Source organism: Solibacillus sp. FSL W8-0474 (genome assembly GCF_038004065.1).
Lineage (GTDB): Bacteria > Bacillota > Bacilli > Bacillales_A > Planococcaceae > Solibacillus > Solibacillus faecavium.
In genome coordinates this window covers 3,717,070-3,739,489 of record NZ_JBBOQJ010000001.1, presented here as the reverse complement: position 1 = coordinate 3,739,489, position 22,420 = coordinate 3,717,070, and the positions used below count along the sequence as shown (strand labels likewise).

The following is a 22,420-nucleotide window of genomic DNA, read 5'->3' as shown; positions in this document are numbered from 1 at the left end:
TTAAGCTTTAGTTACTTCTTTTTTCATTGTTTTGTTTTTAGCAAGGTTTACGTGCCAAGAAAGAGCTTCCTCTAAAATGTGAGGAGTTTGCGCACCGCCTGTAGCTTCAAAAGCACGGTTGTAGTAATCCCATAATTGCTCTTTGAAATCAGGGTGTGCACAGTTTTCGATGATTAACTTAACGCGCTCTTTTGGAGCAAGTCCGCGTAAGTCAGCGATACCTTGTTCTGTTACGATTACATCTACATCGTGCTCAGTGTGATCTACGTGAGAAACCATTGGTACGATTGAAGAAATCGCGCCGCCTTTTGCGTATGATTTCGTTACGAAGATACCAAGACGAGCGTTACGTGCGAAGTCACCAGAACCGCCGATACCGTTCATCATTTTAGTACCTGAAACGTGTGTAGAGTTTACGTTACCATAAATATCTAACTCAAGAGCAGTGTTGATTGAGATTAAGCCCAAACGACGGATAAGCTCTGGGTGGTTAGAAATTTCTTGTGGACGTAAGCAAATTTTATCAGCATACTTTTCTAAGTTGCCGTAAACTTTTTTCTGTAATTCTTCAGTAAGTGTAATAGAAGTTGCAGCAGCAAAGCGTACTTTACCAGCATCAATTAAGTTGAATACTGCATCTTGTAGTACTTCAGAAGCAACTACTAAGTTTTCGAATTCTGAATCAGCAAAACCGTCTAAAACTGCGTTTGCTACTGAACCTACACCAGATTGTAACGGCATTAATTCATTTGTTAAACGACCCGCTTTGATTTCTGAACGGAAGAAGTCTAATAAAATGTTCGCCATATTTTGTGTTTCTTCATCTGGAGGTACGATTAATGAAGGCGCATCTGGCTCTTCAGAAATAACGATTGCTTGGATTTTATCTAAGTCTACACGAATACCAATTTCACCAATACGTTGCTCAGCATTTGTCATTGGAATAGCATCACGCTTACCTTGTTCACCTGGAACGTAAATATCGTGAATACCGATTAATGCTTCTGGATGAGAAATGTTTAATTCGATAATAATGTTCTCAGCATACTCAGCAAAAATTGGAGAGTTACCTACAGAGTTTGATGGGATAATAAGTCCATCTTCTGTAATAGCTACAGCTTCTAAAATTAAGTGTTTAATTGGACCGATAACTCCTTGGCGCACTAACTCAGCATTGTGAGATAGGTGAGCGTCTACATAAGAAATTTGGTCTTTGTTAATCATACCGCGCATTACCGCATCCCCTTGGAAAGGACCGCGTTTGTTAATAACACCAGCAGCAGCTAAATGGTTATCAACTTCAGGACCTAATGAAGCCCCTGTATATACATCAATTTTAATTTTTTCATTTTTAGCGCGCTCAACTAAAGCCATTGGTACTACTTTAGCATCCCCTGCACGTGTGAATCCGGACATCCCTACTACTGTACCGTCTTCAATTAAAGCAGCTGCTTGTTCAGCTGTTACGATTTTATCTGCTAACCCTTTTAAACCTAAACGTTTCTCAACTCGTGGATCCATTTAAAAATCCTCCCCTAAAAAGTTTTTTAATCGTTTGATTAATCAGAAAATAATATTAGAATTTTCTGTTTTTTTTACCAGGTACTAAACCGGCATTTATGTTAATAATATCACCAAATTGTCACATTAACTTCACAGATAACATAAAAGCGCTTAAAAAACGATTAATCGAGAACTTTATTGCGTAGAGTAGATAAATTATGTTTTATTATTATTTTACCGAAACTAAAAATGAGCAGATTTTTACAATTTAGATGAAAAAATGGTTGAAAAGGAGAAAGTAATAAGTGGTAAAAAGGTAAAAGCGACCTGTTTATAACAAGTCGCTTAGAAAGTTTCGTTTAGAAACCTAAAGAACGGCGGAAGTAGCTCGCATAGCGTTGGCTAACAGGAATGCGTGTGCCGTCTTTCATAATTAATAAGAAAGTAGAATGTGAATCCGGTTGGATTTCTTCAATATAATCGATGTTCACAATATATGAACGGTGGCATCGAATAAATGAATCTGGTGCCAAGAATAATTCCAGGTCACTAAGGTTCAAACGGTGGTAACCTTCACGGTGCATTGTTTTAACAAAAGTTTTACGTAATTGAGTCTCCAAATAGATAACTTGGTTATGTTTGATTGGGTACCAGCAATCATCGATTTTCACTGTAATATAATTTGTTAAAAACGGTGAGGGCTTTTGAGGGAAAATGGCCGTGATGGCACCTTTTGTTTCGCCTTCTTCAATGAGGGGAATGCTCATTCCGTAATAAGGAACCCCGAATACATCCGACTCAATGTAAGAGTTAATCTTCTGTCCATACGTTAATGCTTTGTAAGCTGCTGATCCTTCTTTAATAGGGTCACCCGGCTTAATTTTTAAATCTACTTTTTTGCTTGGTTGGTAGTAAATATACTCATTCGTATCTGAAATAGCAATGGAAGTATTTTCAGGGAAAAATTCTTTAATGACTTCCATAATTTCTTCTATTTGTTTTGGCTCCACTTTATAACACCTCTTCATAAGCATTTTATACAATTATGAACTATTTTGCTACATATTAAAAGAGATTAAGGTTAAGAAGATTTATTTTATAAATAATTAATTTTTGGATAAAAGTAAAGTGAATTTTGTTAGAAGATTTTATTGGTGGAAAGTATTCCAGTAATAATATAAAAAAGGTTTGATTTTCTAGGAATATAAAATTATTTACGGAGACTATTTCTAAAAAAGGGAAGTATCATAATCATTTTGAACTATACTATTTGTTAAAATTAGGTTGAAAGGAAAAGTTAGAATATGTTAATATTCACTATAGTTACTAATAAATGCACAAATATATACGAAATATATTATAGTTAATGGAACTCAAACAGCAAAAAAATAATTACTTTACATAATATTTTGTAATTTATTATAGGAAATTTGGCAGATTGGATGGAGCGGTAGGCATCTTTATCTGCAATGTAAGGACAAAATCACAGATTAAAGTTGTCTTTAAAAGTTTAGAAACAGAATGTCTATTCTGAAGAAAGATGGGGTAATTTATGCAACTACATCAGTATTCGATTTCGGAAACAATTTCAAAGCGCTATTTTCAGGAGATTGACAATATTAATCAATATGCAGGTATTGAAGATTTTTTTGTATTGGAATCTCGATTAATTTTTGAGATTTATCATCTAGAGGCAACAAAGGCGAAAAAGACATTACATGAAATAATAGACATCCTATCTGCACGCTTTGGCAAACAAGTGATAAAAGTTGTCCGTTCATATTTTGTTACTTTGTCATCAATTGTGGCACGTAAGCTATTAGACAACCAGGTTCCATCTAAAAAAGCATTTGCCTTCAACTTAGCATGTGCGGATATGGTTGAAAACAAAATGAAAGACGCCGAGTTTCTGCAATTTGCAGATGATTTAGTAGAATTTTATGTATACTTTATTGCTGATCGTAAACAGCCAACATTCCGCCATCAGACAGTAAACAAAGTAATTATGTACATAAATGATGAGCTCGAAAATGATTTGACAGTTGAAAGCATTGCAGCAAACTTCCATATAAGTACGAGTCATTTATCACGAATATTCCGCGAGCATGTAGGTATAACATTAGTGGAATATTTAAATGTCCGTCGAGTAGAGGAATCTCAATACTATTTACGTCATACGAATAAGAGCATTACATCAATTTCCGAGCAGTTCCACTTTTGTAATCAAAGTTACTTCACAAGAATATTTAAAAAATATACAGGTGTGACACCGAAGCATTTCCGTGATGAGTTGCATCATGAGTTTTTCCGTTTTGAAATGGCAGAAGTCGTTTATGAAAATGTATGATGTTTTAAATCTACAACATTAAATACTAATCAACATAAATAAAATGCACTTTTATTTAAGAACTTTTAACGAGAAGTTTCAGAAAAAAAAGAAAAATATTTAAAAACTCTGCATGGATTATCGTTTTACATGTAGAGTTTTTATTTTGCTAATAATGAAGCGATTGATTAAGATTTTCAAAATTGATTCTCATTCAAACTAGTTTTATACTAACTAGAGGTTAAAAAATAGGTTGCCTTAATCGAATAGGAAATTTTGCAATCATAGTTTAAGGAGATAATGATGAAAAAGTATGAAAAAGCAGTATCGCTTGTATTAGTTGCAGGAGCAAGTTTATCAGCATTGTATTTTATCGTAAAACAAAATATGGAAGCAGCGATTTTATCAATGACGATTATGTTTACATTCACAAATTTTTTCCGTTCAAGGACATTTAAAGAAAAAGGTCATGTAAAAGAAGCAAAATGGATGCGCAATATGTCTGCATTGTTTGCAGTTTTATCGATAGTTGTATTATTAGTCATTGTCAGCGGATAACAATAAAAGAAGAAGGCGAACTTTAATGAACTACAAAGCAAAAAGAAAGAGTCCCATCGCTTTGATTTTTTCCATTTCCATCATTTTATTAATCGCGATTCTGGGCTCCGTTTATTATAAATATAATAGTGCTCAGACACCGGAGCAACCGGTCATCCCAATGGAGGAGGAAACAGCGGAGTCAGATAAACCATCTACTCCTTCTCCATTGGAAGGGAATAATTCCGATACAAAACTACAGGAGGAAAAACCTCCAACTGTGCCAGGTACGAAAAACGAAAAACCGGTTGAGGAAAATCCAAAAACGCCGTCAGTAGATACTAAAGAAGAAACAATATTAGAAAATGGCTATATTGTAGGACAAAAACCTGCAACAGAACCTACGTTTATAAAAGGTGTTTTAATAGTAAATAAAAAAATACCTCTACCGGCCTCATATAATAAAGGCGAGGATTCCAAAGCACGTGCAGCATTTGAAAAAATGGCTGATGCTGCCAAGGGAGAAGGGATGGAGCTAGTAGCATTTAGTGGCTTCCGTTCCTATGAGTATCAAAAGTCATTATATGATCGTTATGTGAAAAGAGATGGGAAAGATGCTGCCGATCGATACAGTGCGAGACCTGGGTATTCCGAACACCAAACAGGCTTAGCCTTTGATATTGGCGAGAAGGGTAAAGAAGATCTGTGGTTGACGAATGCTTTCGGTGAAACAACAGCGGGGCAATGGTTGGCTCAAAATTCCCATAAATACGGCTTTATATTGCGTTACCCTAAAGGTAAGGAGCAGGTTACCGGTTTCATGCATGAATCATGGCATTTCCGTTATTTAGAAGGAGATTTGGCAACAAAGGTTTATGAAGCAGGAGTTACATTAGAAGAATATTTAGGGATAAATTAAAAAATGGGATGTGCTGTTCATAAGCGCATCCCATTTTTTATAAAATCGGTGATAACAATCGTGACATCGATTCTCTGAATTTAGTGTAGTTCGAACGGTTTTTATAAAGCTCCAATGTAAGCTCGGAGCAATCCATTATGTCTCTTTCAAATATTTCTGCAAGACGATGGGCCAATAAACGGTCATAGATAAGGGCATTCACTTCAAAGTTTAAACTAAAGCTTCTTACATCGATATTGGCTGTTCCGACAGAAGCAATCTCATCATCAACGACAATCATTTTTGCATGAATAAAGCCTTTTTCATAATGATATACTTTCGCACCTGCTTCAACAAGTGGACCTACATATGAATAAGTGGCCCAGTAGACAAACATGTGGTCCGGCTTATTTGGAATCATAATGCGCACATCAATACCTGTAAGAGTTGCAATACGGATGGCATCAAAAAATGATTCATCTGGAATGAAATACGGGGACTGTATGTACACGTATTTTTTTGCATTTGCTATTAAATGCAAATAATTATTTTTGATTACTTCCCATTCTGTATCAGGTCCGCTTGAAATAATCTGAAGGGCGGCCGTTCCCTTTTGTGGAATGATAGGGAAATAACGCTCTGCATAGATAATATCGTTTTTGGCACTCGCCTGATTCCAATCCAATATAAATCGCGTCTGTAATGGATGAACAGCACTACCTTCAATACGAAGATGGGTATCCCGCCAATAACCGAATCGATCGGATAGGCTTAAATATTCGTCCCCTACGTTAAACCCACCTATATAGCCAATTCTACCATCTATAACAGCGATTTTACGATGATTCCGGAAGTTTAATCGAGGATTAATTAAAGGAAGGATGGATGGGAAAAATACTTCTACTTCTCCTCCTGCTTCAATCAGTTCTTTAAAATGACGTTTGCGAATGCCCCGGGAGCCCATTTCATCAAATAGAACCCGTACTTTCACACCTTGCTTAGCCTTTTTTATTAATGCATTTATAATTCTTTGCCCTAAATTATCCAGTTTAAAAATATAATATTGAATGTGGATATGATTTTTTGCGTGGTTTATATCACTAATAAGTGCTTCAAACTTGTCACTACCATCATCGAAAATTTTCACATCATTATCCTGTGTTAAAACAGCATTATTTGTTTTTAAATTCATATAAATAAGATGGCTATAATTTTTTATATGCTCAGTACGCAACTCCAGTTCATTATTCTCAATTGCTTCAATTTGATAATTAATGAGTTGTTCAATTCCAATATCTTTCCTTCCGTCCCACCGGAATAAGTGCTTTTTCCTTAACTGTCTTCCCAATAATAAATAGAGGAAAAATCCAACAAACGGGAGGAAAAAAAGTACGAGTAACCATGCCCAAGTGGATGAAGGTTTTTTACGCTCTAAAAAGATAACTGTTATTGCAAAAAGAATATTTAAAACCATTATAATAGGGAATAAAAAATAGCCTTGAATAAGAGAGCTCAAAAAGTTCACCTACCTTCCTTCTTATCTCCATTATAGCGTACGGAGGCTAAACAAAAAAAGAAACACTCGACAATTCTATAAAAGCGAGTGTATCTTAATTTTCTTAATACTCTTCCACATGAAAGTATATATCCGAGAAATCACATTGCGCTAATTTTTTTGAGTTGATAAAGAAGCTAATAATCCCACTATCTCCCCACATTATATTTTGTTCATCGTTAGAAACAATCTGCAGCAATAATGTGTCATAATGCTGCAAATACATAGAGCCCTTTCGGAAATCCTGATGAATAAAATACGGGTAGCCTCCAATTTTATGTTCTGCTGCTAAATAACTTTCCAGATAAACATCTTGGAATGACCGCTCATCTAATGTAATAGACGTATTCATCATTTCAGGCTTGAAATAATTATGTAGCCGATAGTCCATGGCTGATACAGGTTCAAATTGTTTAGTAGGGAGAAGCTTCATTTCCTGCTGAATTGGAAAATTATTTAAATTTACGTCTTCTAAATAGGTAAAGTCATGAATAAATTGATTATAGTGTGCAATATGAGGGATATATTGAACTTTAAAATGACAATATTCCGAATGTGACTTTACTTTTTCATAACAGTGTTGAGCAATATAAAATTGTAAAATACCTTTTTCAGGAAATGGATGGCCTAGCTGTATTTCCGAGAAGTTCAGCTGTGCCAAAAACAGCATATATCGATTTTGTCTATCTTTAGGATGCTCCATTTCATGGGTTAAGAAAGGCAAACCTGCAAATTTACTTTCGTGCAGAAAAGCCGGCTCCATTACAGGCTTTAATATGGCCACCTGTTCAGCAGAATGACTTAAGCTCGTATGAAAATTAATTAACTCTTTAGGGATAAATATATTTTTATCTAAATGTGCCATTTTGATGTTCCTCCTTTTGAAGTAATTTAATTCGAAATAGTCAATATTACTTCAAAACTGTTCGTGATAATAACACTATTTCCACTTGTAAAATTTGCTAAACATGCCTAAAATTTAAATGCGAATTGTTTTTAATATGTAAATGAAAAACATAAATAAATTGTTAGGAAACAAGTAAAATTCCCGCAAATGTTTTTTTAAGGGTTTATTTATTATGGGAAAAGGTTAAGTTTAACTATATTTAACTTTTGTAATGAAACTGAAAAGTATAAATAAGCTTTTACATGGTACTCTATAGAAGTAGAAGGTCTGACCTTTGAAAAATGAAACTTTTAAAACCTAAAATCGTTATATATATTAGAAAAGGAAAGTTTGAGGTGTAATCAAATGGCGAAAGAGATTGATTTAAAGCGTATTGTTACAAACTTATCAAAATTAGGTGTTACGGCGACAGTTACGAAATCTCGTCTTGAGCTTTTAAAAGTTTTAACACCACCAACGCAAACTCCACAAACACAAAATTAAAGAAATTCAGGTAGGATGAAAGTTATCTTCATCCTACCTGAATCTCTAAGTAGTAGAGGACCCTTTATAATAAAATGGGTCCTTTCATTTTATTCGTCGTCGGGATCATTCGTAGTGAACATATACGTACGGTAATGAAACTTCATACTATATACGAGTCCGATTGCAAGAGCATTCCCCATCATCGAACTTCCTCCGTAACTAATGAAAGGTAAAGGAATCCCTGTGATAGGTAATAGTTGTATCGTCATCCCGATATTTTCAAAAACATGGAACGTAATCATGGCAATAATTCCTGCACATACATAAGTACAAAATGGATCTTTAAGTAATAGCGTCGTTTTCGTTAAATGGTAAATTAACAAAAAGTATAAGCAAATAACAGCACTCGCACCAACAAAGCCCCATTCTTCACCAATTACTGCGAAAATAAAGTCTGTATGGTTTTCTGCAACATATACTTCACGTGCCATAAACCCTTTCCCGAAAATCTCACCTGAACCTATCGCATTAAGTGAGGTAATTAAGTGATATCCGTCTGAAGATGCATATGAGTACGGGTCAATCCAAGAATAGATACGGGCAAATTGATATGGCTGGAATCCAAATGTTTTTTCAAGGAAATCCTGCATGTACAGTGCCATCCATAATAAAGATCCGCCGATAACAGCGGCTCCGCCGAATAAAGGTACAATTATTTTCCAGGTAACACCGGCAACAATAACAAGTGCCGCGGTAATCGCAAAAAATACTAACCCCGAACCTAAATCAGGCTGCAACATAATTAAGAAAAGAGGCACAATAAGTGTTAATCCAATTTTACCGAGTAACATGAAATCTGATTTGATCGTTTTAATTTGATATCTTTCATTATGCTTACTTATTAAATAAGCAGTAGCTAAAATGAAAAATGTTTTCATGAACTCAGCAGGTTGAATGCTTCCAATTGGTGTATTAAACCAACTTTGTGCACCATTACGATAAATTGTTATATTTGTTGACGGTGGAATGGCTACAACTGCAATTAACAAGAGTAGTCCAAAACCATAAAGCGGCCACGCCAGCTTTTTGTATTGATCTGGGTCAAAGTACATGACAACTGCGACTATAAAGGCGAAAATTGCATAGTTAAGCATTTGTCTCGGAACAAAGTTTGTCCCGTATTGACCGGAAGTTTGCGCAGAAGCGATAGCCAGTAAGCTTACACCAAAAAATATGAATAGTATGATTGTAAGCGGCCAGTCGAAGCGCTTATTAAAATTATAATTGTTTGTATCCATTCATTTCACCTTAAATTATTAAATTTAACCCATCTAGGGGTTAGAAGATACCAACAAATTGAAGGTATTTAATATGAGAATGGTTAAATGTTTTACCATTCAAGAAAGTATCGTGCTTAAAATATAGTAATATTTTAAGCTTTATTAACTTTATCATATTCTTAAAAAAATTACTTTAGTAAGTCCAATTTAAAAGTTCGACGAAACATATGAGAAAATGTTTCAAATTTGAATAAGAAGTCATATAATAATCATATTATTCATGTTAAAGGGGCGTGCAAGTAGTGGCAAAGAAATTGAAGTCTGCTGAAGATTTTATGCATCATTTATATGTCCATATGAACGATGTGGAAAATTTTGTTATTTATAGTGGGCTTACACTGAGGGAATTTATGGCTTCAGTAGAACCGGTAAAGAATGTTTTGCTATTAAGGCATGCCTACGACAATGGCTCTTTTAACATGCATACACAATTTGATTTTGTTACTAATGAAGATATGCGGGATTTTTTGAAAAGAGAAAGCGACTTAAAACAGGATATATGCTGGGTAGACTTCGCGGCAGAAAAAAATGTTAATGCATTGACGCCGCTGGAACAGGCAGAGCTTCTCTATTTAAGTCATAAGCGTGAACCATTAGCATCACCTTTTTTCAGCAAGTTGCAAAATCGGTACGCTTATTATTCATCTGTGGCGGACAAAATGACAAAAGTATATTATCGTTTCATTGGCGATTCTGAAATACTCATATCGAATTTATTTAATCAAATGATAAGAGAAAAAGAAGGAGGAGGAAGTTTTTGGAGAAGAAAAAACAAAAATAATTCCCCTACAATTGATCCTTCTACATTAAGATTATATAGACCATTTGCAAAAGAGGGTGCATTGCTTTCGTTATATAAATTAGATAAGCCAAATGCCCATTATGCAATCGAAGTTCGAGTGTTAAGTGACTATGATTATCCCGATGAAGTTTGGGATGATTTAGATGAAATATTAAAACAAGGCTATGATGAATTAATACAAATTAGTTAACACTCACAGCGAACCAGGCAGTGAGTGTTTTTTATCCGATTTCAGCGTACAGGAGATTCGTGATAAAATAACGTTAGTAAAAACTGGAGGTCAAAAGAATGAAAAAAAGAATCGGTTTATTATATGGTGGTAAGTCTGCCGAGCATGAAGTATCACTATCTACTGCAAAGGCTGTAACGCAGGCGGTAGATTTTAATGAGTTTGACGTCTTTCCGATTTTTATTACATTAAAGGGTGAATGGCGTGTTGGACCTCAATTAACAGAACCCGCTCAAACAATTGAACAATTACAATTTACAACGACTTCAGAGCAATCTGAAAATAATATAACGCAATTCATAAATGCTCATATGGAAAATCCATTCGATGTAGTTTTCCCATTATTGCATGGCACGAACGGCGAGGATGGAACTGTACAGGGCTTTTTAGAAGTTTTGAATATTCCTTATGTAGGAAATAGTGTTCTTGGTTCTGCAGCCGGTATGGATAAAGTAGTAATGAAACAGTTATTTGAAATGGCGAATTTACCCCAAGTACCATATGAATCTTTTATTCGTAGTGAGTGGGAGCATGATAAAACAGCATGGATTAATAAATGCGAAAAAGCATTAGGTTACCCTATGTTTGTAAAACCGGCTAACCTTGGATCTAGTGTTGGAATCAGTAAAGCAACTAATGCGGAAGAGTTGGAAAAAGCAGTACAATTCGCATTGCAGTATGATCGCAAAATTGTCATCGAACAAGGTATTAAAGCACGTGAGATCGAGCTTGCCGTTTTAGGGAATGATACTCCAAACGTTTCTGTAGCGGGTGAGATTAAGCCAATGACAGATTTTTACGATTATGATTCAAAGTATAAGGACGGCTCAACAGCCTTGATTATTCCGGCCGATTTGCAAGCAAATGTCTATACAGACTTAGTGGATATGGCGAAAAGAGCGTTTAAAGCAATTGATGGAGCAGGATTAGTCCGAGCGGATTTCTTCGTAACGGATAACAATGAAATTTACATTAACGAAGTAAATACTATGCCAGGTTTCACACCGGTTAGTATGTACCCGTTGCTATGGCAGCATACAGATCTAACATATCCTCAACTAGTTAAGGAACTTATTAACTTAGCGTTAGAGCGCCATACTGAAAAACAACAGCTTCAATACAATAGAGATTGAGTGGGATAAAAAGTGAAAAAAAAATTACAACAGCTTGCAACATGGCTAACGATAGAAAATCAATCATTTCCTGATACGGTTGTCACAGGTATTTCCATTGATACACGCACCATCGCTAAAGGTGATTTATTTATTCCTTTTCGCGGTGAAGCTGTAAATGGACATCGCTTTGTGGAACAGGCATTTGAAAAAGGTGCAGCAGCTTCATTGTGGATGAAAGATGAACCTAACCCACCGGAGAATCTACCGTTAATATTTGTAGATGATCCGGAACAGGCACTGCAAAAAATGGCGGAATGTTATCGTAATGAGCATAAAGCAATATTTATCGGTATTACTGGTTCAAATGGGAAAACTTCCTCTAAGGACATTTTGGCGGGAACTCTTTCTCCGTATTTTAAAGTGCAAAAGACGATTGGTAATTTTAATAACCAATTAGGTTTGCCGATAACAATTTTACAGCTTGATGAAGATACAGAAATCTCCGTTTTGGAAATGGGTATGAGTGGCTTCGGAGAGATTGAATTTTTAACTAAACTTGCACGCCCGCATTATGTAATTATTACAAATATCGGTGAAGCCCATATGCAAGATTTAGGGTCGCGAGAAGGTATCGCAAAAGCGAAGTTTGAAATAGTAAAAGGTTTAAATGAGGAAGGTTTGCTTTTCTTTGATGGAGATGAGCCATTATTGCAAAGTCTTGTTGCCAAAACGCCAAATTTAAAAACGCAGTCGTTCGGTTTTACACGAAGCCAAGATTTAGTGGCTTCTAATATTGTAGCGACAGCACAAGGCAGTAGCTTTCATGTAGAAGGAGCCATTAATGGAGACTTCTTTATATCTGTTTTAGGAGAGCATCAGGTAAAAAATACATTAAATGCGATGCTTGTAAGTAGAGCTTTAGGGTTAACGGATGAGCAAATTCGAGAAGCATTAAAGCAAGTTGTGTTGACGGATATGCGTATGCAGCTTATTTCAGTAGGTGAGCTATTATTTATTAATGATGCATATAATGCCGCACCGACTTCGATGCACGCTGCTATTCAATTTATCGAGCAAACGACAATTCGTAAGGAAAAATGGCTTGTCCTCGGTGATATGCTGGAGTTAGGGAATGATGAGCAGTCGATGCATGAAGAAGTGGCTGCCTATATAAACGATCAGAAAATCAGCTATGTTTGTCTATATGGTCCGCGCATGAAATGGCTATATGAAAAGCTGCAAGCTAAATTTGATGCAACGCACTTAATATATTCTGAGCGAGACTATGATCCGATTATAAATAAAATTAAATTAAATGCTACGAGTGAGTCCATAATTTTAGTAAAAGGCTCACGAGGAATGCAGTTGGAGAAAATTATTCAATCAAACGAGTTGGCATAGCTAACTCGTTTTTTTTTTATTAAAAGCGCGGAAGCTTTTTTCTACGGAAAGAGTCGCTTATTATATTTATAAGAACATCAATAAAAGTAGGTGAATTGATGATAACAGGCGTACTTTTTTTACATGGATTTTCTGGTGGACCGTATGAAGTGCAACCTTTTGTGCATTATATACAACAACGTACAGATTGGGTTATAAGTGTTCCTACATTTTCAGGTCACGGGGATGCAGAACATTTATCGATGAAAGGCTATAAAGCTGAGCATTGGATGATGGAAGCGGAAATTGCTTATCGTCAGCTAAAAAAGCAAGTAGATGAAGTAATTGTTGTTGGTTTTTCAATGGGCGGAGTTATTGGTATGTATTTATCAATCCGCTATCCAGTAAAGAAATTAGTGTTATTGAGTGCTGCGATTAAGTATATAGACCCACCCCAGCTAGTGAAAGATGTTCGGGCAATTGCTCAAGATATGGTTCATAAAAAGCTGGAAGAAAACGAATTGTTTGCACGCTATAAAGATAAATTCAAAAATGTCCCACTATCGGCGACGGTTGAATTTATGAAAGTCGTCAAAAAGACGGAACCTTATATAAAAAACATTCAATGCCCAACCTTTATTGTTCAAGGAAGGCTGGACGGCATCGTACCGAATACGACTGCACAGATTTTATACAACCAAATTCCCTCACTGCAGAAGCAAATGTATATTTCAGATTGTGGAAAGCACCATATTTGTTATAGTGATGATTGTGACGAATGGTTCGATGCGGTGTTCAAATTTATAACGTGAATAAATGTCAGACTATTCGATACAAGCATTATCATTGCATACCGTTACAACCCATGTTAGACTATTAAGAGCAATGGATACATTTTGTGCGAAGACTCTTCAGACTTTTTGATGAAGAGTACTTTTTTTTGATAAACGGTTTTATTCTATTTTTTTAAAAAAGCTAGAACAAATAACAACGGTAGAATTGAACCGCTCGGCAATGACCGGGCTTTCCTTTTCATATAAGAGACTCTGCATGTGAAGCAGAGAGAATTTTTTAAGTAACGGAAACGTTCCACATACAATGGCTCGAAATTTGCCGCCATTTCATCTGAAAATGTAACCATTTGTCAACTTATATAGGAAAAAGGAGATTGAAGAGTTTGACAAATTTTTCAGAATTAAACATTAGTGAATCGACATTACGCTCTATTAAGCGTATGGGGTTTGAAGAAGCAACACCAATCCAAGAAGGAACAATTACGTTTGCAATGGCTGGTCGTGACGTATTAGGTCAAGCACAGACAGGTACTGGTAAAACAGCTGCATTTGGTATTCCATTAATCGAGAAAATCGATCCAAAAAACCCAAATGTTCAAGCGTTAGTAATTGCTCCAACTCGTGAATTAGCAATTCAAGTATCAGAAGAACTTTATAAATTAGGCTATGATAAACGTGTAAAATTATTATCAGTTTACGGTGGTCAAGAAATCGGCCGTCAAATTCGTGCACTGAAAAATAATCCTCAAATTATTGTAGGAACACCAGGTCGTATTCAAGACCATATTAACCGTCGTACATTACGATTAGACGAAGTTCAAACATTAATATTAGACGAAGCAGACGAAATGTTAAACATGGGCTTCATTGATGATATTAATGCGATTTTAGAAAATGTACCATCGACTCGTCAAACTTTACTATTCTCAGCGACAATGCCTCCAGCAATCCGTAAAATTGCAGAGACATTTATGAAAGACCCTGAAATAGTAAAAATTAAAGCAAAAGAATTAACAATGGAAAATATTGAACAATTTTTCGTAAAAGCAACAGAGCGTGAAAAATTCGATGCATTATCTCGTTTATTAGACTCTCAAAAACCAGAATTAGCAATCATTTTCGGTCGTACGAAACGCCGTGTTGATGAGTTAAGCCAAGCGTTAGGTTTACGTGGTTTCTTAGCAGAAGGTATCCACGGTGACTTATCACAAGCAAAACGTATTTCTGTTTTACGTCAGTTCAAAGAAGGTAAAATCGACATTTTAATCGCAACAGACGTAGCGGCTCGTGGTTTAGATATTTCAGGTGTAACACATGTTTATAACTTTGATATTCCACAAGATCCGGAATCATACGTTCACCGTATCGGCCGTACAGGTCGTGCAGGTAAATCGGGTGTTGCAGTAACATTCGTAACACCTCGTGAAATGGGTTACTTACGTATCGTAGAAGAAACTACGAAAAAACGTATGACTCCTTTACGTCCACCATCATCAGAAGAAGCATTAGTAGGCTTACAAGAAGATGCAATGCAATCGTTGGTGGAACTAGTTCAAAATAATGATTTAGGAAGTTACCGTGAATTAGCGGCTAAGTTATTAGAAAATAACGAAGCGTTAGATTTAGTGGCAGCTGCATTAAAATCAATTACAAAAGAACCTGATGCAACTCCAGTATCATTATCTGAAGAGCGTCCACTCCCAATGCGCCGTGAGCGTTCAGGCGGCGGTGGTGGCCGTGGCCGCGGTGGCAATGACCGTAACCGTGGTGGTGGTAACCGCAGTGGTGGTGGAGACCGTCGCGGAGGAGATCGCCGTCGTGAAGGTGGCGGTGGCGGAAGCCGTAGTGGTGGCGGAGGAAGTCGCGAAGGAGGTCGCCGTGAAGGTGGCGCTCGTCGTGAAGGATCTCGTGATCGCCGTCCTCGTCCACGTCGCGAAGACTAATATCATTCAAACACATCAACGAATTTTCGTTGGTGTGTTTTTTTTACATAAAACGATAGGAATATAAACTTTTCATAAATTATTTAACAAAAGTACCATTTATCTATACTATATAAGGTAATGGAAAATTTTTAACATCATTTATATGGGAACTATGAAACAATTAAGAGGTTGAACCGTATAGCATAATAGAAAGAAAGAGGTGTAAAGCTTGTGAGAGAACAACCGAAATACCAATTACCGAAAAAAGCACAAACTGTTTGGCGATTATATGGGCTAATTCAAACTATATTCATTGCTCTTCTTGTCGCGGGAGTTATATTTCTAGTGGTGACATTTGATTGGCCCCAATGGATTATGTGGGTTGCTATTGCATTTGTAGTCTTATCCATTATTTTTTCCATCGCTGTCTTTCCTCGTGTACGTTGGAGGATTTGGCGCTATGAAGTGAGAGAGCAGGAAATCGAGATTCAAAGTGGGTTATTTGTCGTAAAACGAACATTAATACCAATGGTGCGTGTTCAGCATGTAGATACGGAACAAGGTCCGATTTTAAAAAAATATACGTTAGCCAATATTTCCATTTCTTCAGCTGCAACTGTACATACGATTCCGATGTTAAAAGTAGAGGAAGCCGACTTACTACGGACAAAAATTTCTGAACTTGCAAGGGTGGCGGAAGATGATGTCTAACGAAAAATTTAAACTTCACCCTGTTACAGCTATTATTAACGTGGTAAAAGCATTAAAAGACCTATTGATTCCGATTGTGATTATCTTAGTTGCAAATGGCTTTAATATTAATTTGGATTATCGCAGTGAAACATTTTTCAGTGAAATGATTCCACTTTTTATTTTAGTGATTGTCGTCTTCGGTACGATGGTGAGTGGTCTTATTAAATGGTGGACGTTTGTATACTGGTATGAAGATAGCGAACTGCGGGTTGAATACGGATTATTCGTAAAGAAAAAGCGTTACATTCCATTCGATCGAATTCAAAATTTAAATTACAAAGAAGGGATTTTCCATCGCCTCTTTAAGCTTGTTCAAGTGCAGGTAGAAACGGCGGGGAGCAAAAGTGGTAAGCCTGAAGCTGAGTTAACTGCTGTTACGAGAGCAGCGGCGGATGATGTGGAAATCCAAATGAAAAAAGCGAAGCAAAAAACACCGTTTGAAAGTGAATTAATGGAAATAGTAGAAGAGGAAGAACCGCCTTCAACTATTCTACACAAAATGAAGGTCCCTGAACTGTTATTATTGGCAAGCACTTCAAGTGGAATCGGCGTAGTACTGGCCGGGGTTTTTGCTGTCTTCTCGCAATTTGCGGAATTTATTCCATTTGATGCGATATATGATGAAGTGGCATTTTTAATGGAATACAGCTTTATCGCGGCAATGATACTGATTGCTCTTGCGCTCATGGTAGCGTGGATAATATCCGTGGGGATTACATTTTTAAATTATTATAACTTCACGGTGAGTAAACAGCAGAATCGTTTAATTATTACTCGAGGGTTAATTGAAAAAAAACGTGTAACAATCCCGTTAAATCGTGTACAGGCAATTAAACTAGTGGAAAATCCATTCCAGCAAATGCTGGGCTTAGCATCGATTGCAGTGGAAAGTGCTGGTGGAGGATTTAGTGGGGAAGCAGATAAGAAAATTATATTATTTCCGTTAATTGCAAAAAAGGAAGCTTTAAAACCATTGGCTGAGCTATTTCCTGAATATGATTTTCACCTTGTGGAAGCAATTCAGCCTCCTAAAAAAGCATTACCTTTTTTCTACAGGATAGATTTTATTTGGCTCGTACCATTGATAGCCGCTATTTCTTATTTTTTCTATCCATATGGATTACTGTCCTTACTATTGGTATTACCGATAATTTTGTTAGGAAGATGGCAGTTTAAAACAACGGGCTATACAATTGAAGGTCAGCAAATTACAATTGTATCTCGCATGATTAGCCGTGTTACCTTTTTTGCTTTAAAAAAACGTGTACAGGTAACGCAGGGGAGTCAAACCTATTTCCAAAAACGCCGTAAAATTGGTTCTGCGAAAATTATAGTTATGTCTGGGATGACAGGGGCTTCGGCGACGGTTCGTCATATAGACCAAAAAGAAGTTGAAAAGATATTAACTTGGTACGAATATTAAAAAGAATAGGATGTGTGCAAAGGTGGTTCCTTTTTCACACATCCTATTTTTTATTTTACTCGTTTTATAGAGTTGTTGCGCCAACGAACCATATTTTTGGGATTAAAATAAACAAATCCTAAAATAAAGCCGGTAACAAGCCCGCCTAAATGAGCACTGATATTAATATTAGGCGTTACGAAAGTCATGATAATACTAATGACGATTAATGGTAGCATGATTTGTTTTAGTTGTGGGAATAAATGTCTCGTATAATAAATGAGTGCCCCAAACGCACCGAATATACCATAAATCGCACCACTAGCCCCTACACTAGCGTAATCTGGGGCCTGTGTTACAAATGTAGCAGCACCACCGAAAATTCCTGCTAAAAAGTAAATCGTTAAAAAACGAACTTTACCAGCTATTTTCTCCAGCTCCGGACCAAATAAAAATAGTGAGAACATATTAAAAAGAACATGCATAAATCCAGCGTGTAAAAACATTGACGTAATAATACGCCACCACTCACCAGCGGCAATTAGACCATTCACACTAGCGCCTGCAATAAGTATTTCCCTTCCTAATGAGGGAATTAATGTCAAGGTGTATACGATTAAATTAATCGCAATGATTGACGAGACAATTGGATATAACGTAATGTATTGTTTGAAATTTTCTCTGCGAATAAACATTTTCCACCTCAATTATGTCGATATAAAATAATACAAATTAATATTCATTATACATTGGACTAATGTTCAAATGAAAGGGAGAGCTACTAATTGATTAAAGGTATTGGTTTAGATTTAGTAGAATTGGATCGAATTGAAAAGATGTTAGGGCGTTCTGCAAAATTTGCACAACGTATTTTAACGGAACGCGAATTAATTATTTTCGATGAGTTATCACCAGCTCGGAAAGTGGAGTTTTTGGCTGGGCGCTTCGCTGCAAAAGAGGCATATTCAAAAGCTATCGGTACAGGAATTGGTAAAGGGTGTGAACTCCATCAAATGGAAATTTTAAAGGATGGGCTAGGAAAACCAGTCCTCTATTTTGATGGCGAACTGGTAAATGGCTTTATTTCTATTACGCATACTCGAACAACGGCAGCTGCTCAAGTAATCTTAATGCAATAATACATACATGCCCTCATTCGTTCATATAGTAATTTATCGAAAAAGTTAATCGAAAGGATGAAACTTTGAAACTCCGACTGCTAGTTGTTGTCGTTTGTTGTCTATTTTTGGCGGCGTGTGGGAAAGCAACGAAAGATGAAGTGATTGAAGATGTAAACAAGAAATGGAATGAGGCAAAGGGTTATGAATTAAGTGCTTCGATGGAAGTACGTACTGGGGCTGAGCCGAGAATTTATGATGTGAAAGTATGGCATACGAAACCGGATTTTTATCGAGTAGCAGTTAACCCGCAAGGAGAAACGGAACAGCAGTTAATTGTTCGTAATGAAGAAGGGGTATTTGTTGTAACTCCGGCTCTTAGAAAAACGCATAAATTCCAGAGTGAGTGGCCGAAACAAAATAGTCAAGCCTATATTATTGGAACGCTTGCAGATGATTTAATGGCGGATTCAAAAGCTGTTATGACAGAAGATGATTCAACTTATACATTTGAGCTGGCTACACGGAATGTAGATCAAACAGCTTTACCTATCCAGCAAATTATGGTTGATAAGAAAACAATGCTTCCGACAAAAGTTAGTGTGTTAGACGAGTCTTTACAAGAGCAGGTTGTTATTACATTTGGAGAAATTAAGTTAGGTGTACAACATACCGCAAAGGATTATGAAGTAGAAAAGTTCACTGAAAAAGAAGAGAAAAAGGCAGCATCAGCTGATGTTGTAAATACAGATTTCAGTGTATACTATCCAACAATTGACTGGGCACATACTAAGTTGACAGAAGAGTATGAGGTTAAAGAAGATGGCAATTCCCGTGTTATTTTAACGTTTGAAGGTGAAAAACCATTTACATTAATGCAGCAACCAATTCAATATGACAACATGGTGTTGCCTGTATTCTCACCTGGGGATCCAGCTGATTTAGGCTACACGATTGGCGCAATTACAGATCATTCTATTCAGTGGGATAAGGATGGCATGACATTCTTTATCGCATCTACAAAATTATCTAAAGAGGAATTATTGGAAGTGGCAGCTAGTGTGCAGCAAAGTAGTATGAAATAAATTGCCATGACAGATGATTTATTGCGAACCTAGCTATATGTCTTCTAAAAAAGATGCATCTTGCACATACTTGTGCAAGATGTTATTTTTTTGTATTAATTTTAGCTTTATTCGAAGTGAAATGTATGCCATAATTTTCTTAACATTTACGGGGTGTTTATACTTTTAAAAAGAGGGTAAAGTCAAAATGGAAAAACCAATAAATTACCGACCTACAAAAGCAATTATTGATTTACAAGCAATCGAACATAATCTCATTTCATTACGCCAATATATTGGCAAAGACATTCAAATTATTGCGGTAGTAAAAGCGAATGCATATGGGCATGGAGATGTAGAAGTGGCAAGAACAGCTATTCAGGCAGGAGCAACGATGCTAGCTGTAGCAACACCTGATGAAGCTGTACACATGAGGGAAAATTTTAAGGATATTGATATTTTAGTGTTGGGTGCTACACCACCTAATTTTGCTCCTTATGCTTCCCAGGAAAATATTATCCTTACCGTATTTTCAACAAGCTGGATAGAAACGGTAAAACAATATATACCTTTGGCAAATCAATTAAAGCTTCACATTAAAGTTGATTCAGGTATGGGGCGTATTGGAGTCTCTACGAAAGAAGATTTACTGGAATTGTACGAAGCAATTGTTATGTCCGATGATTTTATTTTGGATGGTATTTTTACACACTTTGCTACAGCAGATGAAGAAGATTCATTGTACTTTGACAACCAAGTAACCCTATTTAAGGACTTTTTGAGTGTATTGCCAAAAAGACCAAGACTAGTCCATGTGGCAAATACTGCTACCACTTTAGTTAAAGAGCCGTCTTTACAGTATGATGCGGTTCGCTTCGGTATTTCGATGTACGGATTATTACCTTCGTCTTTTGTTGGTTCTAAAATGCCGTTTCCAATTAAACCTGCATTTTCACTACATACTGAACTCATACATATAAAAAAAATGCATGCAGGGCAATCGGTTGGCTATGGTGCAACTTATACGTTAGAGGAAGATTGCTACATTGGTACGATTCCGATTGGATATGCGGATGGCATGCTTCGTAAGCTCGAAGGTCAAGAAGTGCTTGTTGGAGGAAAAAAGGCGAAAATTGTCGGTAGAATTTGTATGGATCAAAGTATGATTTTACTGCCAACAGCATATAATGTAGGAGAAGAAGTTGTATTGATTGGTCGCCAACAGCATGAACAAATCACAATGGATGATTGGGCAACTAAACTCCAAACGATTAATTATGAAGTACCATGCGTGATTACAGCTAGAGTTCCTAGGGTATACAAATAAATTTCGATGTAATTTTACTGTAAAAAATTCCAAAAAATCGAAACAAATATGTTCACATTTATCCCCCTAATAGCGAGAATTGTCAGTTTTTTTATTTTCCTGTCTTTTCATTGTAGGTAATCAATGATAGAATTAATGGGAAATGGGATGTTCGGTGGAGGTGCTTGTTTTGTACGCGAAGGAATTGGTAGAAGTAGAAGAAGTGGTAATTGACATACCAAATGAGCTAGTTACTCAATTTGAAAGAACGTTTGGACGCAATACTGAGAGTGGTTATATGATGGCGTATTTGGCGACTCAAAAATATACAAAGCATATGCAACCAAATCAAATACGGGAAGCTTTAATAAAGGGCTATGTGGAAATGTCGCAAATTAATCTGACAATTTGCAGTGAGTGCTTGCATGCAGAGTATGAAGCGGAACATATGGTGGAGCGTCTCGTAAGCGGGGGATGACAAGTTGATTGTAAAACGTGGAGACGTTTTTTTTGCTGACCTATCACCAGTGGTAGGTTCAGAACAAGGCGGGACTAGACCCGTGCTTATTATACAAAATGATATTGGAAATCGTTTCAGTCCAACTGTCATAATAGCTGCAATAACTGCGCAAATTCAAAAAGCAAAATTACCTACACATGTAGAAATCGATGCGAAAAAGTATGGTTTTGAACGCGATTCGGTAATTTTGCTTGAGCAATTGCGTACAATTGATAAGTCACGATTAACAGATCGGATTACTCAGCTTGACACAAAACTAATGCAGGAAGTCGATATCGCGCTCAATATTAGTTTAGGACTCGTAAAATTTTAATACATAAAAAAAGCATCGAAACTTATGGTTTCGATGCTTTTTATTATCTTCACAATAATATTATTTTATAAATAGTAGCTGTAATCATGTAAAAATATAACAAATAGTTTACAATAAATACATCGAGTATTTATATAGATATACTTCTAATTAAAAATAATTTTGAAA

At 36.3% G+C, this 22,420-nt stretch carries 22 protein-coding genes; 16 read left to right on the top strand and 6 right to left on the bottom strand.

The genetic code is table 11. From position 1 onward, the window contains the following. The gene (locus NYE67_RS18930; protein ID WP_191701363.1) at nt 1-1,521 is read right to left on the bottom strand and encodes a succinate CoA transferase; all 1,521 of its coding nucleotides are present in this window, start codon (nt 1,519-1,521) and stop codon (nt 1-3) included. 341 nt (nt 1,522-1,862) lie between these two features. After that, on the bottom strand, nt 1,863-2,513 hold the full coding sequence (locus NYE67_RS18925) for a LytTR family DNA-binding domain-containing protein (protein ID WP_191701362.1): 651 nt from the start codon (nt 2,511-2,513) through the stop codon (nt 1,863-1,865). A 542-nt stretch (nt 2,514-3,055) separates the two neighbouring features. Between NYE67_RS18925 and NYE67_RS18920 the strand changes: the two genes are divergently transcribed. The 3 genes from NYE67_RS18920 to NYE67_RS18910 all read left to right on the top strand — a co-directional run bounded on the left by NYE67_RS18920 (nt 3,056) and on the right by NYE67_RS18910 (nt 5,285). After that, nucleotides 3,056-3,850 (top strand): helix-turn-helix transcriptional regulator, encoded by a 795-nt coding sequence (locus NYE67_RS18920; protein WP_340726381.1) that lies wholly within the window; start codon nt 3,056-3,058, stop codon nt 3,848-3,850. A 282-nt stretch (nt 3,851-4,132) separates the two neighbouring features. After that, nucleotides 4,133-4,387: a hypothetical protein gene (locus NYE67_RS18915; protein ID WP_191701360.1), complete on the top strand. Its 255-nt coding sequence runs from the start codon at nt 4,133-4,135 to the stop codon at nt 4,385-4,387. A gap of 25 nt (nt 4,388-4,412) precedes the next feature. Beyond that, nucleotides 4,413-5,285 carry a M15 family metallopeptidase gene (locus tag NYE67_RS18910; protein ID WP_340726380.1) on the top strand — a complete coding sequence of 291 codons (873 nt, stop codon included), beginning with the start codon at nt 4,413-4,415 and terminating at the stop codon, nt 5,283-5,285. 37 nt (nt 5,286-5,322) lie between these two features. Here the strand turns inward: NYE67_RS18910 and cls are convergent, their stop codons facing one another. Both cls and NYE67_RS18900 read right to left on the bottom strand, forming a co-directional pair. Further along, the gene (cls, locus tag NYE67_RS18905) at nt 5,323-6,738 is read right to left on the bottom strand and encodes a cardiolipin synthase (RefSeq protein WP_340727293.1); all 1,416 of its coding nucleotides are present in this window, start codon (nt 6,736-6,738) and stop codon (nt 5,323-5,325) included. A gap of 145 nt (nt 6,739-6,883) precedes the next feature. Continuing rightward, complete coding sequence (locus NYE67_RS18900) at nt 6,884-7,684, bottom strand: YwqG family protein (RefSeq protein WP_340726379.1); 801 nt, start codon at nt 7,682-7,684, stop codon at nt 6,884-6,886. Between the two features lie 387 nt (nt 7,685-8,071). Between NYE67_RS18900 and NYE67_RS18895 the strand changes: the two genes are divergently transcribed. Continuing rightward, nucleotides 8,072-8,209 carry an Lmo0850 family protein gene (locus NYE67_RS18895; RefSeq protein ID WP_176141992.1) on the top strand — a complete coding sequence of 46 codons (138 nt, stop codon included), beginning with the start codon at nt 8,072-8,074 and terminating at the stop codon, nt 8,207-8,209. An 89-nt stretch (nt 8,210-8,298) separates the two neighbouring features. Here NYE67_RS18895 and NYE67_RS18890 read toward each other — a convergent pair whose 3' ends face one another. Next, nucleotides 8,299-9,489 carry an FtsW/RodA/SpoVE family cell cycle protein gene (locus NYE67_RS18890; protein ID WP_340726378.1) on the bottom strand — a complete coding sequence of 397 codons (1,191 nt, stop codon included), beginning with the start codon at nt 9,487-9,489 and terminating at the stop codon, nt 8,299-8,301. A 284-nt stretch (nt 9,490-9,773) separates the two neighbouring features. Here NYE67_RS18890 and NYE67_RS18885 point away from each other — a divergent pair, with 284 nt between their 5' ends. From NYE67_RS18885 to NYE67_RS18855, 7 genes are all read left to right on the top strand, one after another. Further along, a complete protein-coding gene (locus NYE67_RS18885) occupies nt 9,774-10,523 on the top strand; it encodes a hypothetical protein (protein WP_339214388.1) in 750 nt (249 codons plus the stop codon). A gap of 98 nt (nt 10,524-10,621) precedes the next feature. After that, entirely contained in the window at nt 10,622-11,695 is a 1,074-nt protein-coding gene (locus NYE67_RS18880; protein ID WP_340726377.1) for a D-alanine--D-alanine ligase, read from the top strand. 12 nt (nt 11,696-11,707) lie between these two features. Next, the gene (locus NYE67_RS18875; protein ID WP_340726376.1) at nt 11,708-13,078 is read left to right on the top strand and encodes a UDP-N-acetylmuramoyl-tripeptide--D-alanyl-D-alanine ligase; all 1,371 of its coding nucleotides are present in this window, start codon (nt 11,708-11,710) and stop codon (nt 13,076-13,078) included. A 98-nt stretch (nt 13,079-13,176) separates the two neighbouring features. Next, nucleotides 13,177-13,869: an alpha/beta hydrolase gene (locus NYE67_RS18870; RefSeq protein WP_339214382.1), complete on the top strand. Its 693-nt coding sequence runs from the start codon at nt 13,177-13,179 to the stop codon at nt 13,867-13,869. Nucleotides 13,870-14,234: 365 nt separating this feature from the next. Beyond that, nucleotides 14,235-15,794 carry a DEAD/DEAH box helicase gene (locus tag NYE67_RS18865; protein WP_340726375.1) on the top strand — a complete coding sequence of 520 codons (1,560 nt, stop codon included), beginning with the start codon at nt 14,235-14,237 and terminating at the stop codon, nt 15,792-15,794. A 213-nt stretch (nt 15,795-16,007) separates the two neighbouring features. Then, entirely contained in the window at nt 16,008-16,487 is a 480-nt protein-coding gene (locus tag NYE67_RS18860) for a PH domain-containing protein (protein ID WP_340726374.1), read from the top strand. Next, nucleotides 16,480-17,952: a PH domain-containing protein gene (locus NYE67_RS18855; RefSeq protein ID WP_340730783.1), complete on the top strand. Its 1,473-nt coding sequence runs from the start codon at nt 16,480-16,482 to the stop codon at nt 17,950-17,952. Before NYE67_RS18860 ends, NYE67_RS18855 begins: the two co-directional genes overlap by 8 nt. A gap of 50 nt (nt 17,953-18,002) precedes the next feature. On the opposite strand, the gene NYE67_RS18850 is transcribed toward NYE67_RS18855, so the two are convergent. After that, entirely contained in the window at nt 18,003-18,626 is a 624-nt protein-coding gene (locus tag NYE67_RS18850; RefSeq protein ID WP_340726372.1) for a rhomboid family intramembrane serine protease, read from the bottom strand. 90 nt (nt 18,627-18,716) lie between these two features. Here NYE67_RS18850 and acpS point away from each other — a divergent pair, with 90 nt between their 5' ends. The 5 genes from acpS to NYE67_RS18825 all read left to right on the top strand — a co-directional run bounded on the left by acpS (nt 18,717) and on the right by NYE67_RS18825 (nt 22,252). Beyond that, a complete protein-coding gene (gene acpS / locus NYE67_RS18845; protein ID WP_339214377.1) occupies nt 18,717-19,070 on the top strand; it encodes a holo-ACP synthase in 354 nt (117 codons plus the stop codon). 65 nt (nt 19,071-19,135) lie between these two features. Beyond that, complete coding sequence (locus NYE67_RS18840) at nt 19,136-20,134, top strand: LolA family protein (protein WP_191701347.1); 999 nt, start codon at nt 19,136-19,138, stop codon at nt 20,132-20,134. Between the two features lie 187 nt (nt 20,135-20,321). After that, nucleotides 20,322-21,440 (top strand): alanine racemase, encoded by a 1,119-nt coding sequence (gene alr, locus NYE67_RS18835; RefSeq protein WP_340726371.1) that lies wholly within the window; start codon nt 20,322-20,324, stop codon nt 21,438-21,440. Between the two features lie 169 nt (nt 21,441-21,609). Further along, the gene (locus NYE67_RS18830; protein ID WP_191701345.1) at nt 21,610-21,897 is read left to right on the top strand and encodes a transcriptional regulator; all 288 of its coding nucleotides are present in this window, start codon (nt 21,610-21,612) and stop codon (nt 21,895-21,897) included. 4 nt (nt 21,898-21,901) lie between these two features. Then, a complete protein-coding gene (locus NYE67_RS18825) occupies nt 21,902-22,252 on the top strand; it encodes a type II toxin-antitoxin system PemK/MazF family toxin (protein WP_191701344.1) in 351 nt (116 codons plus the stop codon). The last annotated feature ends 168 nt before the right edge of the window (nt 22,253-22,420 follow it).